At 64.6% G+C, this 17,006-nt stretch carries 6 protein-coding genes and 2 pseudogenes; 4 read left to right on the top strand and 4 right to left on the bottom strand.

Annotation, left to right across the window (positions count from 1 at the left end; translation table 11 throughout):
* The first annotated feature begins 327 nt into the window (after positions 1-327).
* The 4 genes and pseudogenes from EET03_RS03580 to EET03_RS03565 all read left to right on the top strand — a co-directional run.
* Positions 328-5,469, top strand: a complete 5,142-nt coding sequence (locus tag EET03_RS03580) for a DEAD/DEAH box helicase (protein ID WP_075544326.1) — start codon at positions 328-330, stop codon at positions 5,467-5,469.
* A complete protein-coding gene (locus tag EET03_RS03575) occupies positions 5,466-8,336 on the top strand; it encodes a helicase-related protein (protein WP_075544325.1) in 2,871 nt (956 codons plus the stop codon). The genes EET03_RS03580 and EET03_RS03575 overlap by 4 nt, the downstream gene beginning before the upstream one ends.
* Entirely contained in the window at positions 8,333-12,436 is a 4,104-nt protein-coding gene (locus EET03_RS03570; RefSeq protein ID WP_099193959.1) for an Eco57I restriction-modification methylase domain-containing protein, read from the top strand. The genes EET03_RS03575 and EET03_RS03570 overlap by 4 nt, the downstream gene beginning before the upstream one ends.
* A 14-nt stretch (positions 12,437-12,450) precedes the next feature.
* Positions 12,451-14,418, top strand: a pseudogene (locus EET03_RS03565) (UvrD-helicase domain-containing protein); the annotation flags it as partial.
* A gap of 31 nt (positions 14,419-14,449) precedes the next feature.
* On the opposite strand, the gene EET03_RS32900 reads toward EET03_RS03565, so the two are convergent.
* From EET03_RS32900 to EET03_RS03545, 4 genes and pseudogenes are all read right to left on the bottom strand, one after another.
* Positions 14,450-14,644 (bottom strand): IS3 family transposase, encoded by a 195-nt coding sequence (locus EET03_RS32900; RefSeq protein WP_425271496.1) that lies wholly within the window; start codon positions 14,642-14,644, stop codon positions 14,450-14,452.
* Positions 14,645-14,688: 44 nt separating this feature from the next.
* Positions 14,689-14,806 (bottom strand): annotated as a pseudogene (locus tag EET03_RS32895) (IS3 family transposase); the annotation flags it as partial.
* Between the two features lie 118 nt (positions 14,807-14,924).
* Positions 14,925-15,965 (bottom strand): tyrosine-type recombinase/integrase, encoded by a 1,041-nt coding sequence (locus EET03_RS03550; RefSeq protein ID WP_122508724.1) that lies wholly within the window; start codon positions 15,963-15,965, stop codon positions 14,925-14,927.
* Positions 15,965-16,915 (bottom strand): tyrosine-type recombinase/integrase, encoded by a 951-nt coding sequence (locus EET03_RS03545; protein WP_122508723.1) that lies wholly within the window; start codon positions 16,913-16,915, stop codon positions 15,965-15,967. Before EET03_RS03545 ends, EET03_RS03550 begins: the two co-directional genes overlap by 1 nt.
* Between the last annotated feature and the right edge of the window lie 91 nt (positions 16,916-17,006).

The following is a 17,006-nucleotide window of genomic DNA, read 5'->3' as shown; positions in this document are numbered from 1 at the left end:
GCATCCGGCGGGTCCAATGTAGTTGGCTCCGACACGCATGTGCCCAACGGCAATGCGGCCCGACGACCACGGCATCGGAACGCTCGGCTAGCCTGTTGGCCTGGGCGGCGTTTATCGGGCCAAACGTTGCCGACGTCGCAAACCTTCATCCCGTGATCGGACCGCAGGCGGCCGGGGACGAATACAGCCTCATGCATCGCTCCGTCGCGCCCACGTACGTGGTCCGTCGCCGATCGTTCGGGGAAAAGTGAACAACCCACCGAATATGTCGGACACCCGAAGTATGGTCACGTTCGTGTCAGTACCAGCTTCCTAACGGGAGGTGTCATGGACGCGTTTGGTGTCCTTGACGAAGTCCTGAACGATTACGAGTCCTTCGTAAAAGGCTTCCTTGACATCAAGGACCACAAGATCAGGGACAAGGTCGAGGGCGAGATCGAGGACGGCCTGCTATGGCCCGAGCCGTGGTTGGCCCTCAACCCCGCTTTCGAGCCGGGTGGGTCGGTCGGCGAGTTGGTCGAACGGGGTGTGCTGCATCCTCAAGCCACGGAGATCTTCCGCATCAAGGCCGAGGATGACGCGATCGGCCGCGAGATCACCTTCCATCGTCACCAAACCGACGCCTTCGAGATCGCAAACCGCGGCGAATCCTACGTCCTGACCACCGGTACCGGATCAGGAAAATCCATGTCGTACATCGTTCCGATCGTGGACCGGGTGCTGCGTGAAGGATCCGGCAAGGGCGTGCGAGCCATCGTCGTCTACCCGATGAACGCGCTGGCCAATAGTCAGCGCAACGAGCTGGAGAAGTTCCTCGGCACGACCAGCCATAAGGTGACCTTCGCGCGCTACACGGGACAGGAAACGTCAAGTGAGCGCGACACGATCCTGGCGTCGCCACCGGACATCTTGCTGACCAACTACGTCATGCTCGAGCTGATGCTCACCCGGCCGCGTGAGCGTAAGGCACTGATCGCGAGCGCCGAGAATCTGTCGTTCCTGGTCCTCGACGAGCTGCACACCTACCGGGGCCGCCAGGGCGCCGACGTCGCGATGCTGGTGCGCCGGCTCCGCAGCGCGATCAGCGCCAAGAAGCTCCAGTGCATCGGCACCAGTGCCACCCTCGCCGGGCCGGGGACCAAGGCCGAGCAGCGCCAGCAGGTCGCCGAATTGGCCACCCGGATCTTCGGTGTCGAGATCCCCGCCACCAACATCGTCGGGGAGACCCTCCGACGAGCGACGTCAGGGCATGCCGATGCAGCTGTGCTCACCGCACGGCTTGCGGCACCGACCCCGGATGCCTGGGAAGACTTGCAAACCGATCCATTGGCCGTATGGGCCGAGGAGGAGTTCGGTCTTCGTCAAGACGACGAGGGAAAACTCAGCCGGCGGCCACCGAGCAAGTTGAGCGAGGCGGCGGCAAAGCTGCACACCGAGACGGGCGTCGACGAGCAGGTGTGCCGCGACAAGCTCCGGGCCCTGCTGCTGGCGGGCTCGCAGGCCCGCGATCCCCAGGGGCGCTCACTCTTCGCGTTCAAGCTGCACCAATTCATCGGCAAGGGCGACACCGTCTACACCACACTGGAGCCACCCGAAACCCGCTATCTCACAACGCAGTACCAGCGAAGCGCGCCGCAGCGCCCGTCGGGTCAGCCGCTATTCCCGCTAGCCTTCTGCCGCGAATGCGGGCAAGAGTTCTTGGTGGTCAACTTCGACCGCAGCCACCAGAACTTCAGCCCACGCGTCCTGAACGCAGGCGTTGATGACCCGCCTGATGCGACCGGGTTGCTCTACATCACTGAAAATCCGTGGCCGGACCCCACCGACCCAACGCTTCTTGAGCTGGTGCCCGACGACTGGGTGGTCTCGGCCGGTGCGGTCCAAGTTCTTGATTCCGCCCGCCTCAACAAGCTCCCCGCATCACTGCGGGTCGATCCGTTCGGCACCATCACCGACGACGGGATGCCGGCGGCCTTCTTCGAACGGCTCGACTTCTGCCCCGCCTGCAAGACGAGCTACGAGAGCACTCGGCAATCCGAGTTCTCCCGAGTGGCCAGCCTGGGTACCGAAGGCCGCGCCAGCGCGGTGACGGTCCTTTCGCAGTCCGTCGTGCGGGCCCTGCGCGACGAGGTGGAACTCGACGACGAAGCACGAAAATTCTTGGCGTTCAGCGACAATCGCCAGGACGCTAGCCTGCAGGCCGGACACTTCAACGACTTCGTCATCGTCGCGTTGATCCGGTCAGCTCTCTATCGCGCGGCTGTCAACCACAGCGCCGAGCCACTCACCGACGAGAACCTCGGGCCCAAGGTGCTTGCCGCGCTCGGCGGCAGCAACCTCAAACTGTTCGCCCGCGACCAGGACGTCGCCGAAGAACTGGTGCCGCGCAAGAAGATTTCCCGCGCGCTGCGCGACGTCGTCACCTACCGCCTATGGGCAGACCTCAAACGCGGATGGCGCATCACCATGCCCAACCTGGAGCAGACCGGCCAATTGTGTCTGGATTACTTCGGTTTGGACCAACTCGCCCAGGACGACACGAAATGGTCCGCTCACGGTGCTCCATTGGCGGACGCAGATCCTAAGACCCGCCGGCAGTTGATGCATGTGCTGCTCGACGAACTGCGCCGAAACCTGTGCATCGAAACCGAGTTCCTCAGCGAGGAGAAGTTCGACGCGATCAGGCGCGCCAGCCGGGAATGGCTCAAAGATCCGTGGGCGATCGCCGACGAGGCCGGAACCTATAGTGGCACCGCGTATCCCGGCGGTCGGCCCAAGAACGTCACGGGCATAGGCGCCGACCTCTACGTGTCGGGCCTTGGTGCTTACGGGCGCTGGCTACGGCGTCCTGGCCGATTCCCCGCGTATGGCCAGAAGCTGAAGGTGGCGGACGCAGACACCACGATCGAGCAGCTACTCGAAACGATGGCCAGCGCCGGCATCTTGGTTCGGGTCAAACTGCCGAGGCGGCGCACCGGTTACCGCATCCATGCCAGCCTGATCGAATGGCGCGCCGGGACCGGTGAGCATCGCGTGCCGGATCCGATTCGCGGCAACCAGACGCAGGGCCGCGTCAACCCGTACTTCCGCCAACTGTATTCCGAGACCGCAAAAGCGTTGGTGGGCTTGGAAGCCCGCGAGCACACGGCGCAGGTCGAACCGGCCAAGCGCCAGCAGCGTGAGGACGAGTTCGGCGATGCGCGGCTGCCGGTGCTGTACTGCTCACCGACCATGGAGCTCGGCGTCGACATCAAGAGCCTCAACGTCGTCGGCATGCGCAATGTGCCACCGACTCCGGCCAACTACGCGCAGCGCTCCGGGCGTGCCGGGCGCTCCGGGCAGCCGGCGATCGCCCTGACCTACTGCGCCACTGGAAATGCCCACGACGCCTACTACTTCCGGCGCAGCCAGGATATGGTCGCCGGCGCGGTCGCACCGCCAAGGCTGGAGCTGGGTAACCAAGATTTGGTCCGGGCACACGCGCACGCCATCTGGTTGGTGCAGTGCGAACTCGACCTCAAGGCCAGCATGATCGACCTGCTTGACATCGACCAACCCGGCGAACCGCTGCGCCCGGAGGTCCAGGCTCGCATCACGTCCAAGGCAAACCGGGCGACGGCCATCGACGCGATCACCGCCGTCCTTACCGCCACCAGCGAGGTCACGTCGGCGCCGTGGTGGACCGATACCTGGGTCGCCGACACCGTCGACCGCGCCCCGGCACGCTTTGACCGAGCCGCCGACCGATGGCGCGGCCTGTACCGGGAGGCACAGGCCGAATTAGACAGCGCCAGTTCAATTCTCAAGACGATCGGGGCTTCGGAAGCATCGAAGCACCGATCCCGGGCCAGGATTTCCGAAGCACGCGCCGCGCTGGACCTCCTCAAAGGACAGGTCGACGACGTAGTTCAGGGCGACTTCTACACCTACCGGTATTTCGCCTCCGAAGGCTTCCTGCCCGGCTACTCGTTCCCGCGGCTTCCGCTGTCGGCGTTCATTCCGGCGGAACGACGGACCCGCAACGGCGAGGGCGATTTCATCCAGCGCCCGCGGTTCTTGGCCATCAGCGAGTTCGGGCCGGACGCATTCATCTATCACGAAGGCGCGCGCTACCAAGTCGATCGGGTCAGCCTCCCCGCCCGTGCCGACGGCACGGGTGTCAACGTCACCGAGATCAAGCGCTGCGACCGATGCGGCTACCTCCACGAGTGCAACACACCGACCAACGTGGAGTTCTGCCAGCATTGCGGCAGCGGGTCCCTGGACACGATGAGCGAGATGATGCGGTTGCTCGCCGTCAAGACGCGCCGACGGGACCGGATCAGCGCCGACGAAGAAGAGCGTCAACGCGCCGGCCACGAAATCGTCACCACCCTGCGGTTCGTCCCGCACGGGGTGCGAGCCGGTCAACTCACCAGCAGCATCACCGTTGACGGTCAGGAACTCGGCACCATGACCTACGGAGACACCGCGCTGATCCGACGGATGAACGTCGGCCTGCGCCGCCGCAAGAACAAGGACGTCCGCGGCCACGTGCTCGACACCGTGGAGGGCCGCTGGTGCGCCGAATCGGAACTAGGCAACAACGTGCACGGCGAGGCGCCCCGCTACATCCGCGTCATCCCATACGTCGAAGACCATCGCAACGCCCTTGTGCTGCACCTGGATCCATCCATCGGCCTTGAGCAGCGCATGGCCGCCATGTACGCCCTCAAGCGCGCCATCGAAGCCGTGTACCAGCTGGAGAGCAGCGAGCTCGCCGTCGAACCGTTGCCCGGCAACACCGGCGATCACGCGTGGTCACGGCTGCTGTTCTTCGAAGCCGCCGAAGGCGGAGCCGGCGTGCTGCGGCGGGTCGCGACCGAGGACGGGCAACTGTGCGACGTGGCCCGGAAGGCGCTGGAGATTCTCCATTTCGACCCCGACACCGGGGAAGACCAACGCCGGGCACCGTATGCGGTCGAAGACTGTGCGCAAGCGTGTTATGACTGCCTGCTGTCCTACGCCAATCAGTGGGACCACCAACAGCTCGATCGTCATTGCGTGAAAGAACTGCTGCAACGCCTCACGTCGGCGGTCGTCGCGGTCGGCGCGGGCGGCGAGGAACGCGCCGAGAAACTGGAGCGTCTGAAGAAAGCCTGCGACAGCGATCTGGAGCGGCACTTCCTGGATCTGCTGGAACAGCAAGGCTATCGGCTGCCCGATGACGTACAGCGGATCGTCGACGGCTACTACGTCCGGCCCGACTTTGCCTACCACACCGGAGGAATGGACGTCGCCGTGTTCATCGACGGCCCCGTCCACGACTCCGAGTATCAACAGCAAAAAGACGAACACGCGCGGGCGAAGCTCGAAGACGAGGCCGGCTGGCTGGTTTTGCGGTTCAAGCACACCGACGCCGACGACGGCTGGCTGCAGGCGTTCGCCGAACAGGTAGACGTGTTCGGACCGGGGAAGTTGCACGCATGACCGTCACTGACTATCCGGCCGGCAGCCTCGTCAACGCCCGCGGACGGGACTGGCTGGTATTGCCGGGCTCGCCCTCTGGAGCACTCCTGGTGCGTCCGCTCGGCGGACACGCGGACGAAACCACCGTGCTGCTGCCCGATGTCGACGAGTTCGCGGCGGCACGATTCGAACCTCCCACGGTCGAGGATCGCGGCGACGCTAGCCGGGCCCGCCTGCTGCGGGATGCGCTGCGGCTGTCGTTTCGCGCCAGCGGAGGCCCCTTCCGATCGTTTGCGGGACTGGCGGTCACACCCCGCAACTATCAGCTGGTGCCGCTGATGATGGCCGCCGCCCAGGACACCACCCGGCTGCTCATCGCCGACGGGGTGGGCATCGGCAAGACGGTGGAGGCGGGGCTGATCGCCGCCGAGCTGCTGGCCACCGGTGACGCGCGGCGCCTGGCCGTGTTGTGCTCACCGCAGTTGGCTCCGCAGTGGCAGTCCGAGCTGCGCCACAAGTTCGGCATCACCACCCAGCTGCTCTTGCCATCGACAGTGAACCGGCTGATGCGCAGCGTTCCGTTCGGCTCCCACGTCTATCAGCACTATCCGCATCTGGTGATCTCCACCGACTTCATCAAGCAACGCACGCGTCGCGACGAATTCGCCCTGCACTGCCCGGAATTGGTGATCGTCGACGAGGCTCATACCTGTGTGCCACACGCGGGCACGGCCAGGTCGGCTCAAACGCAGCTGCGCTATGCGTTGTTGCGCAAACTCGCCGACAATCCCGGCCGCCATTTGCTCCTGTTGACCGCGACCCCGCACAGCGGCGACGACACGGCGTGGCAGTCGCTGATCGGGCTGCTCGACCGCCGCCTGACCCACCTGCCCACCGACCTGTCCGGACGCGACCGCGAGGACGACCGGAAGCTGCTGGCCAGGTTCATGATTCAGCGCCAACGCGCCGACATTCGCGAGAATTTTCTGAACGAGGACACCCCGTTCCCCGAGCGCGAGATCACCGAGACCGCCTACCAGCTCACCCCGGCCTATCGCGCATTGTTCGACGACGTCATGGACTACGTGCGCGGACAAGTCGCCGACCCTAAACTCAGCGCCGTCCGGCAGCGGGTGCGCTGGTGGTCGGCCATCGCGCTGCTGCGCTGCCTGGCCTCCAGCCCCGCCGCGGCCGAACAAACGCTGCTCAACCGCTCCGCAGTCGCCGCGGTCGAGGACGCAGACGAGGTGGACGTGTTCGCCGAGCCCCGGGTCCTCGACTCGGATCTCGACGACACACTCGAAGGAGAAGACGTCACCGTCGGTGCCGACACCGCTGAAACCGACTCACCTGCTGCGCCTGCACGTCGGCGGCTCCGCGAACTGGCGCAGGCCGCGGCCGCGCTCAAGGGTGTGCGATCCGACGCCAAGCTCAAGCGCCTCATTCCGCTGATCAAGGAACTACTCGCCGAGGGCTACCACCCGATTGTCTTCTGCCGCTTCATCCCCACCGCCGACTACCTCCACGAACACCTCGAAGCCGCGCTAAGAAAAATCCCCGGTCTGCGGATCGACGCGGTGACCGGAAACCTCGCCCCGGAAGAACGCGAAGCCCGCGTCAACGCGCTGACCGCACACGAAGGTCCCCGGCTCCTGATCGCCACCGACTGCCTGTCCGAGGGCATCAACCTGCAGGACGGTTTCACCGCCGTCGTCCACTACGACCTGGCGTGGAATCCGACTCGACACGAACAGCGCGAGGGCCGCGTCGACCGGTTCGGTCAGGGCGCGCCCGTCGTGCGCACCGTCACCTACTACGGCGAAGACAACGGGATCGACGGCATCGTGCTGGAGGTTCTGATCAGGCGGCACAAGAACATTCAACGCAGCACCGGTGTCTCGGTGCCGCTGCCCGTCGACCCCACCACCGTGATGAAGGCGATCTGGGAGTCGTTGCTGCTGCGGGGCAAGGAGGCCGAACAGCTGACCCTGGACTTCGCCGACGCCACTTCCGCCTCGCTGGCCGACGAGGTCGAGGTGCAGTGGATCAACGCCGCCGAACGAGAGAAGGCTTCGCGGTCGCGGTTCCGTCAGGCGGGGCTCAAGCCCGATGCCGTCGAGCAAGCACTCGCCGAGGTCCGCCGCGCACTCGGCGGCCCCACCGAGGTTGAAAACTTCACTCGCACAGCACTATCCCTGATGGGAGCCCAGGTTGCCGACACCGCGGACGGTTTCACTGCGCGCATCGACACCCTGCCGCCGGCGGTGCGTGACCAGCTTCCCCCGGCCAAAGACAACTGCCTGCACTTCCATCGATCGCTTCCGGTGCCGGGCGGACACTGCGTGCTCAACCGCACCGATCCGACGGTCGAGGCTCTGTCGCGCTACGTGCTGGACGCCGCGCTTGACAGCCGGCTCGACGCCGCCGCCCGGCCGGCGCGGCGGGCGGGCGTCATGCGTGCGAAAGGTGTCACGAAGGTCACGACGCTGCTGGTGGTCCGCTACCGGTTGGAGATCACCATCGCGGGCTTGAACACCACGAGGACTCAGGTTGCCGAGGAAGCGCGATTCGTCGCGTTCACGGCCAGCGGCGACACACTGACCTGGTTGCCGCAGCCGGACGTCGATGCGCTGTTGGCGCTCACGCCGTCGGGCAACGTCGATGACGCGTTGGCGCGAACGCAGCTCGGGCGGGCGCTCGGACGCCTGCCCGCGCTGACCGATCGTCTGGCACAGGCCGGGCAGGATGCGGCCGAAACACTGGTCTACGAACACCAGGCGGTGCGCTCCGCGTCGAAAACAGCAGGCCGTGCCCCGACCGTGAAGTTCCTGCCGCCCGCCGACGTGCTCGGTGTATACGTCTTCCTTCCCGAGACGAGTTCGCGATGAGCGCGCCGTCCGTTTTCCGCGCGGTCCGGACCGTGGGCACGGCATTGCCGGCCGAGGCGATCCCCCGCGCCAGCGAATTACGCATGCCCGGCCAGACGGCCGATGCCTACGATCTGCCGCCCGGGATGACGATCAATGGCGCCATCGCCCGTGCTTGGGAAGCGATGCTCGCCGCCTACCTCCAGTGGCGCTCCATGCTGGACCGGCTTCCCGAGGGCGACACCGCCATCAAGCTCACCCGCGAGAAATGGTTGCTGCCACTGCTGTACGAGCTCGGCTGGGGCCGCCCGGAAGTCGTCGGCGGCGGACTGACCGTCCAACCTGGGCTGGGCGAGTCGACGGTCGCGAGTTTCCCGATTTCGCACCGGGTTTCGTGGCCAGACGCCGCGCATCCGTCGGCGTGGGTTCCCATCCACCTGGTGGGCGCCGGAATTGACCTCGACACCAAGACCCCGTCGATAACGGCGCGGGCCCCGCAGTCGATGCTGCAGGACTACCTCAACCGTGAGGACAAGTCCCTGTGGGGAATCCTGTCCAACGGCCATCAGCTGCGGCTGCTGCGTGACGCGTCCAGCCTCACCCGGCAGTCCTACGTGGAGTTCGACCTGGACGCGATCTTCACCGACCAGCTCTACGCCGACTTCCGGTTGCTGTTCCTGACCTTGCACGCCAGCCGCTTCACGCCCCAGCTCGACGAGAAACACGCCAAGGCGGCCGCGGCGGAAGACGAGGAAGGCGACGACGAAGGCGACGTTGAGTCGGCCAGCCCCAAGCTTGACAACTGCTGGCTGGAGCGGTGGCGTAGCACCGCAATCGACGACGGCGCCCGGGCTCTGCTGAACCTGCAGCACGGTGTCGCCGCGGCCCTGCATGAGTTGGGCACCGGGTTCGTGTCCCATCCGGCCAACGCCGGTTTGCGCGACGCACTCGCGGCGGCCTCCGATGCCGACCTTGACCTGCAGCGGGCGCTGCTGCGGATCGCCTACCGGCTGATCGTGCTCTTCGTCGTGGAGGACCGCGGCCTCTTGCATGGCTCCGCGGCGTCCGCCGACGCGCGCGCGCTGTATGCGGACTACTTCTCCACGGCGCGGCTGCGGCGCCTGGCCGGCGCCCCGATCGGTGGCTGGCACAGCGACCTGTGGGAAGCTCACCAAATCGTCACCGACGCCCTCTCCGGCGAGGGACTACCCGCGCTCGGGCTGAGCGGCCTTGGCGCCTCTTTGTTTTCACGTCATGCGTTGGGCATCCTGGATGGCGCGAAACTGCCCAACCGGGCATTCTTGGCCGCGAGCCGCGCCTTGGCACAGATCGACGATCCGGTTACCGGGGCACCGCGACCCGTCGACTACCGCAACCTCGACAGCGAGGAACTCGGCGGCATGTACGAGTCGCTGCTGGCCTACACGCCCCGTTACAACGCCGACGAGCGGACCTTCACCCTCGACGTCGCCACCGGCAACGAACGCAAGAAGTCCGGCTCCTACTACACACCCTCCGAACTCATCGCGCTGGTGCTCGACGAGGCGCTCGACCCGCTGATCGACGAGGCGATGCGCTCGTCCGACCCTGAGGCGGCACTGCTCGGTCTGTCGGTGGTCGATCCCGCCTGCGGCAGTGGGCATTTCGTCGTCGCCGCGGCGCGCAGGATAGCCACGGCATTGGCCACCGTGCGCACCGGGGACACGGAACCCACCCCTGCGGCGCTGCGCGCCGCCATCGCCGACGTCATCGAACACTGTGTCTACGGTGTCGACCTCAACGACCTGGCCATCGAAATCACCAAGGTCGCGTTGTGGCTGGAGGCATTCGACGCCGACCGGCCATTCCCGTTCCTCGACGCCCACTTTCGGGTTGGCAATGCCCTGCTCGGCACCACGCCGGAACTGCTGCGCCACAACATCCCCGATACCGCGTTCGTGGCGCTCGGCGACGACGACAAGACCTGGACATCGAAACTCAAGGCCCGCAATAAGTCCGAACGTGAGACCAACGCCGGGCAGCTCAACATGTTCGCCTCCGAGACACTCAATGTCGAAACGACCCAATTCAGTGAGGCCGCGTACGAAGCCGACACCGGTGCCGCCGCCACGGCGGCGGCCATGCGTGCCCGCGCCGACGCCTGGCGCCGCCTCGAAGAGGATCCGGACCTCAAGGCCAAAAAACTCGTTGCCGATGCCTGGTGTGCGGCGTTCGTGCAGCCGAAGACCGGGGCGACGACGTCCGGGCAGGGGATTACGCATGCAACGCTGCGCGACCTGAGCGAGAACCCGGAATCGGTACCCGACAGTGTCAAGTCGCTCATCCGGGGTCTGGCGCGTCAATACCGTTTTTTCCACTGGCACTTGGAGTTCCCCGGCATCTTCAGTGTTCCCGACGACGGCAGCGCTGACCCTGCTACCGGGTGGACGGGCGGGTTCTCCTGTGTGGTGGGCAATCCGCCGTGGGAACGCGTCAAGGTCCAGGACAAGGAGTTCTTCGGAAACGCCGGGCGGCCTGACATTGAGGGTGCCGCGACCGCCGCGATCCGCAAGAAGATGATCGACAATCTCGCCGACAGCGATCCCGACTTATTCGCGGCCTACCGGGCGGCGCTGCGTCAATCCGACGGCACCGCACATCTCCTACTCAAGAGTGGCCGGTATCCGTTGACCGGCCGCGGCGACGTCAACACCTACAGCGTCTTCGCCGAAACCATGCGCACCGTTACTGGGCCGCGTGGTGCCGCGGGATTCATCAGCCCGACCGGTTTGGCCACCGACAAGACGACCGCGCCGTTCTTCGCCGACACTCTGAGCAACCGAAGGTTGTCTGCGTTCTACGACTTCGAGAACGAAGCAAAGATCTTCCGCGACGTTCACAATCAGATGCGATTCGCGGTTACCACGGTAACGGGTAACGAACGGACTGCAAAGCGCACCAAGTTCGCTTTCCTCAACCGCCATCTTTCCGATGTGCCGGAACGCCGCTTCCAGCTCGCCGCCGACGAAGTCGTCAAGCTCAATCCGAACACCGGCACCTTGCCGATGTTCCGCAGCCGCGTCGACGCCGACATCACGCTGGGAGTTTACTCTCGTCACCCCGTCCTGATCCGGGACAACGAGCCCGATGGCAACCCCTGGGGTTTGTCCTTCGGCACGCTCTTCCACATGGCGAATGACTCGGGCCTGTTCCATCAGCCCAACGATCTCAGCGACGCGAGATTCAACGGCTGGTCCTACACGCGTGACGGCAAGGAGTACGTGCCGCTCTATGAGGCGAAGATGCTCAGCCACTTCGATCACCGCTTCTCCACCTACCAGGGCGCCACCCAAGCGCAGCTAAACAAAGGCACCCTCCCCCGGCTGACCGACAAACAACACGACAACCCTGACATCGAACCGGTGGCCCGCCATTGGGTTGAGCGGCATCAGGTGGATCTCGCACTCAAAGACGATTGGGATCGCCAGTGGTTCATAGGCTGGCGGGATGTAACCAAAGCCGACCAAATCCGCACTTTTATCCCCTGCGTGCTGCCTTTGTCGGCGGTCGGGCACGTTTTTCCAATTGCCATGCCATCGAATCCAGCGCAAGCACCAACCTTGCATGCACTGTGGTCCAGCCTTTGCTTCGACTATGTCGCGCGACAGAAGATGAGTGGCACGCACATGACCTACAACATCGTCGGGCAACTTGCCTGCCCGGTGCCGAAAGATCTTGCAGGGGAAACTCCTTGGCGTGATGGAACTACCTATAGTGAGTGGATAGTGCCCTACGTTCTTGAATTGTCATACACATCTTGGCGTTTACAGCCCTATGCCAAGGACATGGGCGACGATGGTCCGCCGTTCCACTGGGAACCAGAGCGTCGCGCTCTTCTAAGTGCCGACCTCGACGCAGCATTCCTGCATGTCTACGGTCTGAACCGCTACGAATCAGAGCACGTCCTCGACTCGTTTCGCGTCGTACGCAAGTACGAGGAACGCGACTTCGGCGAATACCGCACCCGTCGCCTGGTCCTAGAAGCCTACGACCGCATGGCCGATGCAATTGCCAACGGCGGCAAGGGATGGAAGCCGTTGGCGGACCCCCCTGCTGGCTTCGGCCCACGTCACAGCAAATGAACGAGTAGAAAGCAATGCCCACACTAGCCATCGACAAAGGATTCCTGAGCGACCTCGTCAAGCTGGAAAAGCCTGTCGCCAAACGGGTCACCGAGGTCTTCGACGAGTTCGACACCGCGACCCACACGGGCCTGCACCTGGAAAAGATCAACAACGCCCGCAATCCGCGGTTCCGCTCGATCCGTATCGACCAATCGTGGCGGGGCATCGTCCTGGCCCCCGAAGCAGGTGACGTCTTCACCCTGCTCAAGGTGCTCCCGCACGACGACGCGTACGCGTGGGCGCAGCGCAGCAACGTCTCGGTGAACACGGCCACCGGTGGTATCGAGATCCGCGACGAAGAAGCGATCGACCGCACGCTCCCCCAGCTGACCAAGGCCGCCAAGAATGCCGAATCCTTACTGTTCGACAAGGTCAGCGACGCCGATCTCAAACGGCTCGGCATCGACGACAAGACCCGAGACTTCGCCCGGGCATTGACCGACCCTAAACAGCTCGATGCGGCCAAATCCTTTCTTCCCGAAACGCAGTGGGACGTATTGTGTGGCCTCGCCGCCGGATTCACGCCCGACGAGGTGTGGGCCGACCTCGGCGCCGAAATAGTGCAGGAACCGGTGGACACCGAGGACCTGGACGCGGCGGTGCTGCGCGGCCGCGACCGCGTCGTGCTGGTCAACGGCCCCGAAGAACTCATGAACGTTTTCGCCTACCCCTTCGCGACATGGCGGGTCTACCTCCACCCCACCCAGCGCACCGTGGTGGACGCGTCGTTCAAGGGGCCCGCCCGCGTCACCGGCGGCCCGGGCACCGGCAAGACGGTGGTGGTGCTGCACCGAGCGCATGCGCTCGCCAAGCGGAACGAGGGCCGTGTCCTGGTCACCACCTTCACTTCCACGCTCTCCGACACCCTGCGGTCGGGCCTGGACATGATCGTCGACGACGACGAGGTCGACCAGCGGATCGAGGTATCCCACGTTGACCGGTTGGCGCACCGGGTGTTTCGCCGCAAGCACGGACCACCGAATCTGCTGAGCTCGGACGACGAGAAGGGGCTGTGGCTGTCCATCATCGACAGGCTCGGCCTCGCCTTCACCGACGTCTTCCTGGCCGAGGAATGGCGGCAGGTCGTTCTGGCCCGCCGCATCGGTACCGCGGAGGCGTACCTCGCCGCCAAGAGAACCGGACGGGGTCGGGCGTTGGGCTCCAGGCAGCGGGCCCAGGTGTGGCAGGCGATCTGGGAGTTCGAGCAGACGCTCACCCAGGTCGGCGCCTGGACACACGAAACCGTTCGGCGCGAAGCCACCGCCCTGTTGGAGGCCGACCCCACCAAGCCGTACCGCCACATCGTGATCGACGAGGCCCAGGACCTCAGCCCCGACCAGTGGCGGCTGCTGCGGGCCGCGGTCGCCGAAGCCCCCAACGACATCTTCATCGCCGGGGATACGCATCAACGTATCTACGACAACCGGGTGAGCTTGCGCGACGTGGGCATCAACATCGCCGGCCGGTCGACACGGCTGAACCTGAACTACCGGACCACCGCGGAGATCCTCGGCTGGAGCCTGGGATTGCTCCGCGGCGAACGCATCGACGACATGGAGGGCGGTCTTGATTCCATCGCCGGCTGCCGATCGTACGTGCACGGCGCCACGCCGAAACTGCACGGCTTCGACAAGGCCGACGCCGAGACCCGGTTCATCGCCTCGGCGGTCGAAGCCTGGATCACGAACGGCATCCAGCCCTGCGAGATCGGAATCGCGGTGCGAGCCAAGTGGTTCGGCTCCAAGATCCAGGACGCGCTAAAGGCCCAGGGCGTCAAGACAATCGATTTCGCCAGAGCGTCGGCGAACGACGACGCTGTCCACGTGGGAACGATGCATCGGATGAAGGGCCTGGAGTTCCGCTGCGTGTGCGTCGCCGGAGTCAGCGCCAGGCTGGTGCCGGCAGCCAACGCCGTCACCCCGATCGACGAGGACAAGCAGATAGACCTCCCCCGGTTTCCCGGAGACTTTTCTATCTGGGACCGACTCCCTCGAGTTGGAGGGTAGCCGCTTGGGGGTCATGCTGCTGCTGGCTGGTCTTCCAGGCAGCTTCGTACTCGTCGGGTGAGAGTCCGTCGAGGCCTTCTTGGATGCGACGTGGGTTGTACCATCCGTCGATGTAGCGGAACAACATCCCCTGCGCTTGTGCTCGTGTCGTGAAAGTGATTGTTGGCCAGTAGATTAACTCAACTTTGATGGTTGACCATAGGTTTTCGGCCAGGGCATTGTCGAAGCTGTCTCCAACGCTGCCGGTGGAGGGGGCGATGCCGGCATCGATTAGGCGCTGGGTGAACCGGATCGAGGTATATTGGCAGCCCTTGTCGCTGTTAAGCCGAATCCGGCTTAACAGCGATTATGCCGAGGTTTGTGTTAAGCCGAGGATCTGCATCAATGGCCTGCGCTCGTGGGAGTCGCTGGCGGATTTCTCGGCTTAACGTTTCGGTTTTTTATCGCAGGCTGTAGAGGGTTTGGAGTTGGCTTTCGGTGAGTGGCTCGGTGGCCGCGGTGTTGATGGCGGGGGTGGCGGCGTTGATGGCTTGTCGCATCATGTCCAGGGTCGCAAAAGCGTAGAACGCTGCTGTGGTGGAAGCGTTTTCGTGGCCGAGCAGGCGCATGATGATCGGCAGCGGGATGCCCTGCTGGTAGAGGTCCATCGCTTTGGTTTTGCGCATCAGGTGGCAGTGGATGTTCGCGGGGATCGAAGGGCATTGAGCGCGTACGGATTCGGCGGCTTGCTTGAGCACGGCGGCGACGGTGTCAGCGGACAGTTCGGCAGGTCGCCCGCGATGCAGACTGTAGAACAACGGCCGGGTCGCGGGGAGTTTGGTGATGTTCGGGTGGAACTCGTCGAGGTAGACGTGCAGGTGCTCGACGGTTTTCGCGGTGAGCGGCACGACGCGGGTCTTGTTGGCCTTGCCGGTGAGCAGGATGTGCCCGGGTTCGGTCAGATGCAGATCGCCCAGGGTCAGGCCGGTGATCTCGCCCACGCGAGCCGCGGTGTCGTAGAGCAGGATCAGCAGCATCCGGTTTCTCCGCGATTTTGCTGTTTGCCCGGTGAACGCGGCAAGGATCGCCCGGGTTTGATCTTCGGTGAGGTACTCGACGGGCTTGCGCGGACCCGCCGGCGCTTTGAGTGCCTTGGCTGATTGACTCAGCGCGACGAGGGTGAAATCTTCGTAGGCTGCGTAGGTCAGAAACGCTTTGACCGCACTGAGGCGCAGCGTGACGGTCTTGGGTGTGTAATGCCGCTGATCGGTCATCCAGGTCAGCCATCCTTTCAGGTGTGCGCGGTCGAAGTGATCGAAGCTGACGTGCTGGCGTCCGATGTGCTCGGCCTCGGCGAGGTAGTCCAGGAAGCACTCCAGGCTGATCCGATATGCCTCAATGGTTTTCGGGGACAACCCTCTGGCCTTTGGCATGTAGGCGTGCAGATAATCGCGGGCGCACCCGAAGAAGTCCGGTGCGCCGGTGCGTGGATCACGTCTCATCAGAATCCCACCTGCGGTAGCAGGGACTGGCGTTGGGCGGTGATGTCGGCGTAGGCGGCCATGAAATCGGGCGCGGTGTGCACGTAGTAGTACGTGCTCTCAACGGTTGCGTGCCCCATGTAGCGGGACAGGTAGGGCAGCATCGCGGTGACGTCGTCGCCGGCGGTCATCCATCGGTGGATATTGGCGTAGGCGAAGTGATGCCGGAAATCGTAGGGTCGGGGCTGTTGACCGGCCAGCGGCCGGGCCAGCCCGGCCGCATCCCAGATCCGGCCGAAGACCTTCCCGACCGTTGCCGTGGTCACCTGGTTGCCGGTCGCGGAGACGAAAAACGTGCGTCGCGAGGCGAACTGCGCGCATGAGGTCCGGTCGCACGTGTCGAGGATCTCGATGACCTGATCGGTCAGCGGCAACCTGCGGCTGCGATGTCCTTTGGACCAGATGATGTCGATGTGCCCGGCATCGAGGTCGACCTGCCCGGTCTGCAGGGCGCGGGTTTCACCGGTGCGCAGCCCGCACGAGTGCATCAGGGTGAAAAACGCCACCGCCTGCCATCGCCACGGGCATGGCGTCTGCATCCGGGCGGCGGCCGCGAAGAACAACTCGATCTCATGGCGGGACAACAGATAAGGGTGGGCGGCAACGATCGGGGCTTTCCACCGATCAGAGAGCACATAAGCCTCGGGGATCCCGTTCATCGTCATCCAGCGCCCGACGTCACGGATGTAGGACATCCAGGACCGGTAACGGCCGCAACGTTGCAGCTGAACCCCGACCCAGCCTTCCACGGTGTCCTTGTCGAACACCGTGCGGTCATGGGCGGCGCAGTAGGCGTCGAACTGTTTCAGATACCAGATGCGGGAGGCGCCAGTGAATCCCATGTTCGCCTTGAACGCCAGATAGGCGTCCAGCTTGGTGGCGAACGCGCTGGTGAAGCCGTGGCCAGTCATGACCGCACGGCTTCTGGGGTCGAAAGTACGCAGTCGAGCAGACGTGCCCGGTCCACACTCATGTAGAGGTTCGTTGACTCTTCGCTGGCGT

Source organism: Mycobacterium innocens (assembly GCF_900566055.1).
Taxonomy (GTDB): Bacteria; Actinomycetota; Actinomycetes; order Mycobacteriales; family Mycobacteriaceae; genus Mycobacterium; species Mycobacterium innocens.
Note: the sequence above shows the minus strand (reverse complement) of the source record. Positions and strands in the feature narration are given on the sequence as shown.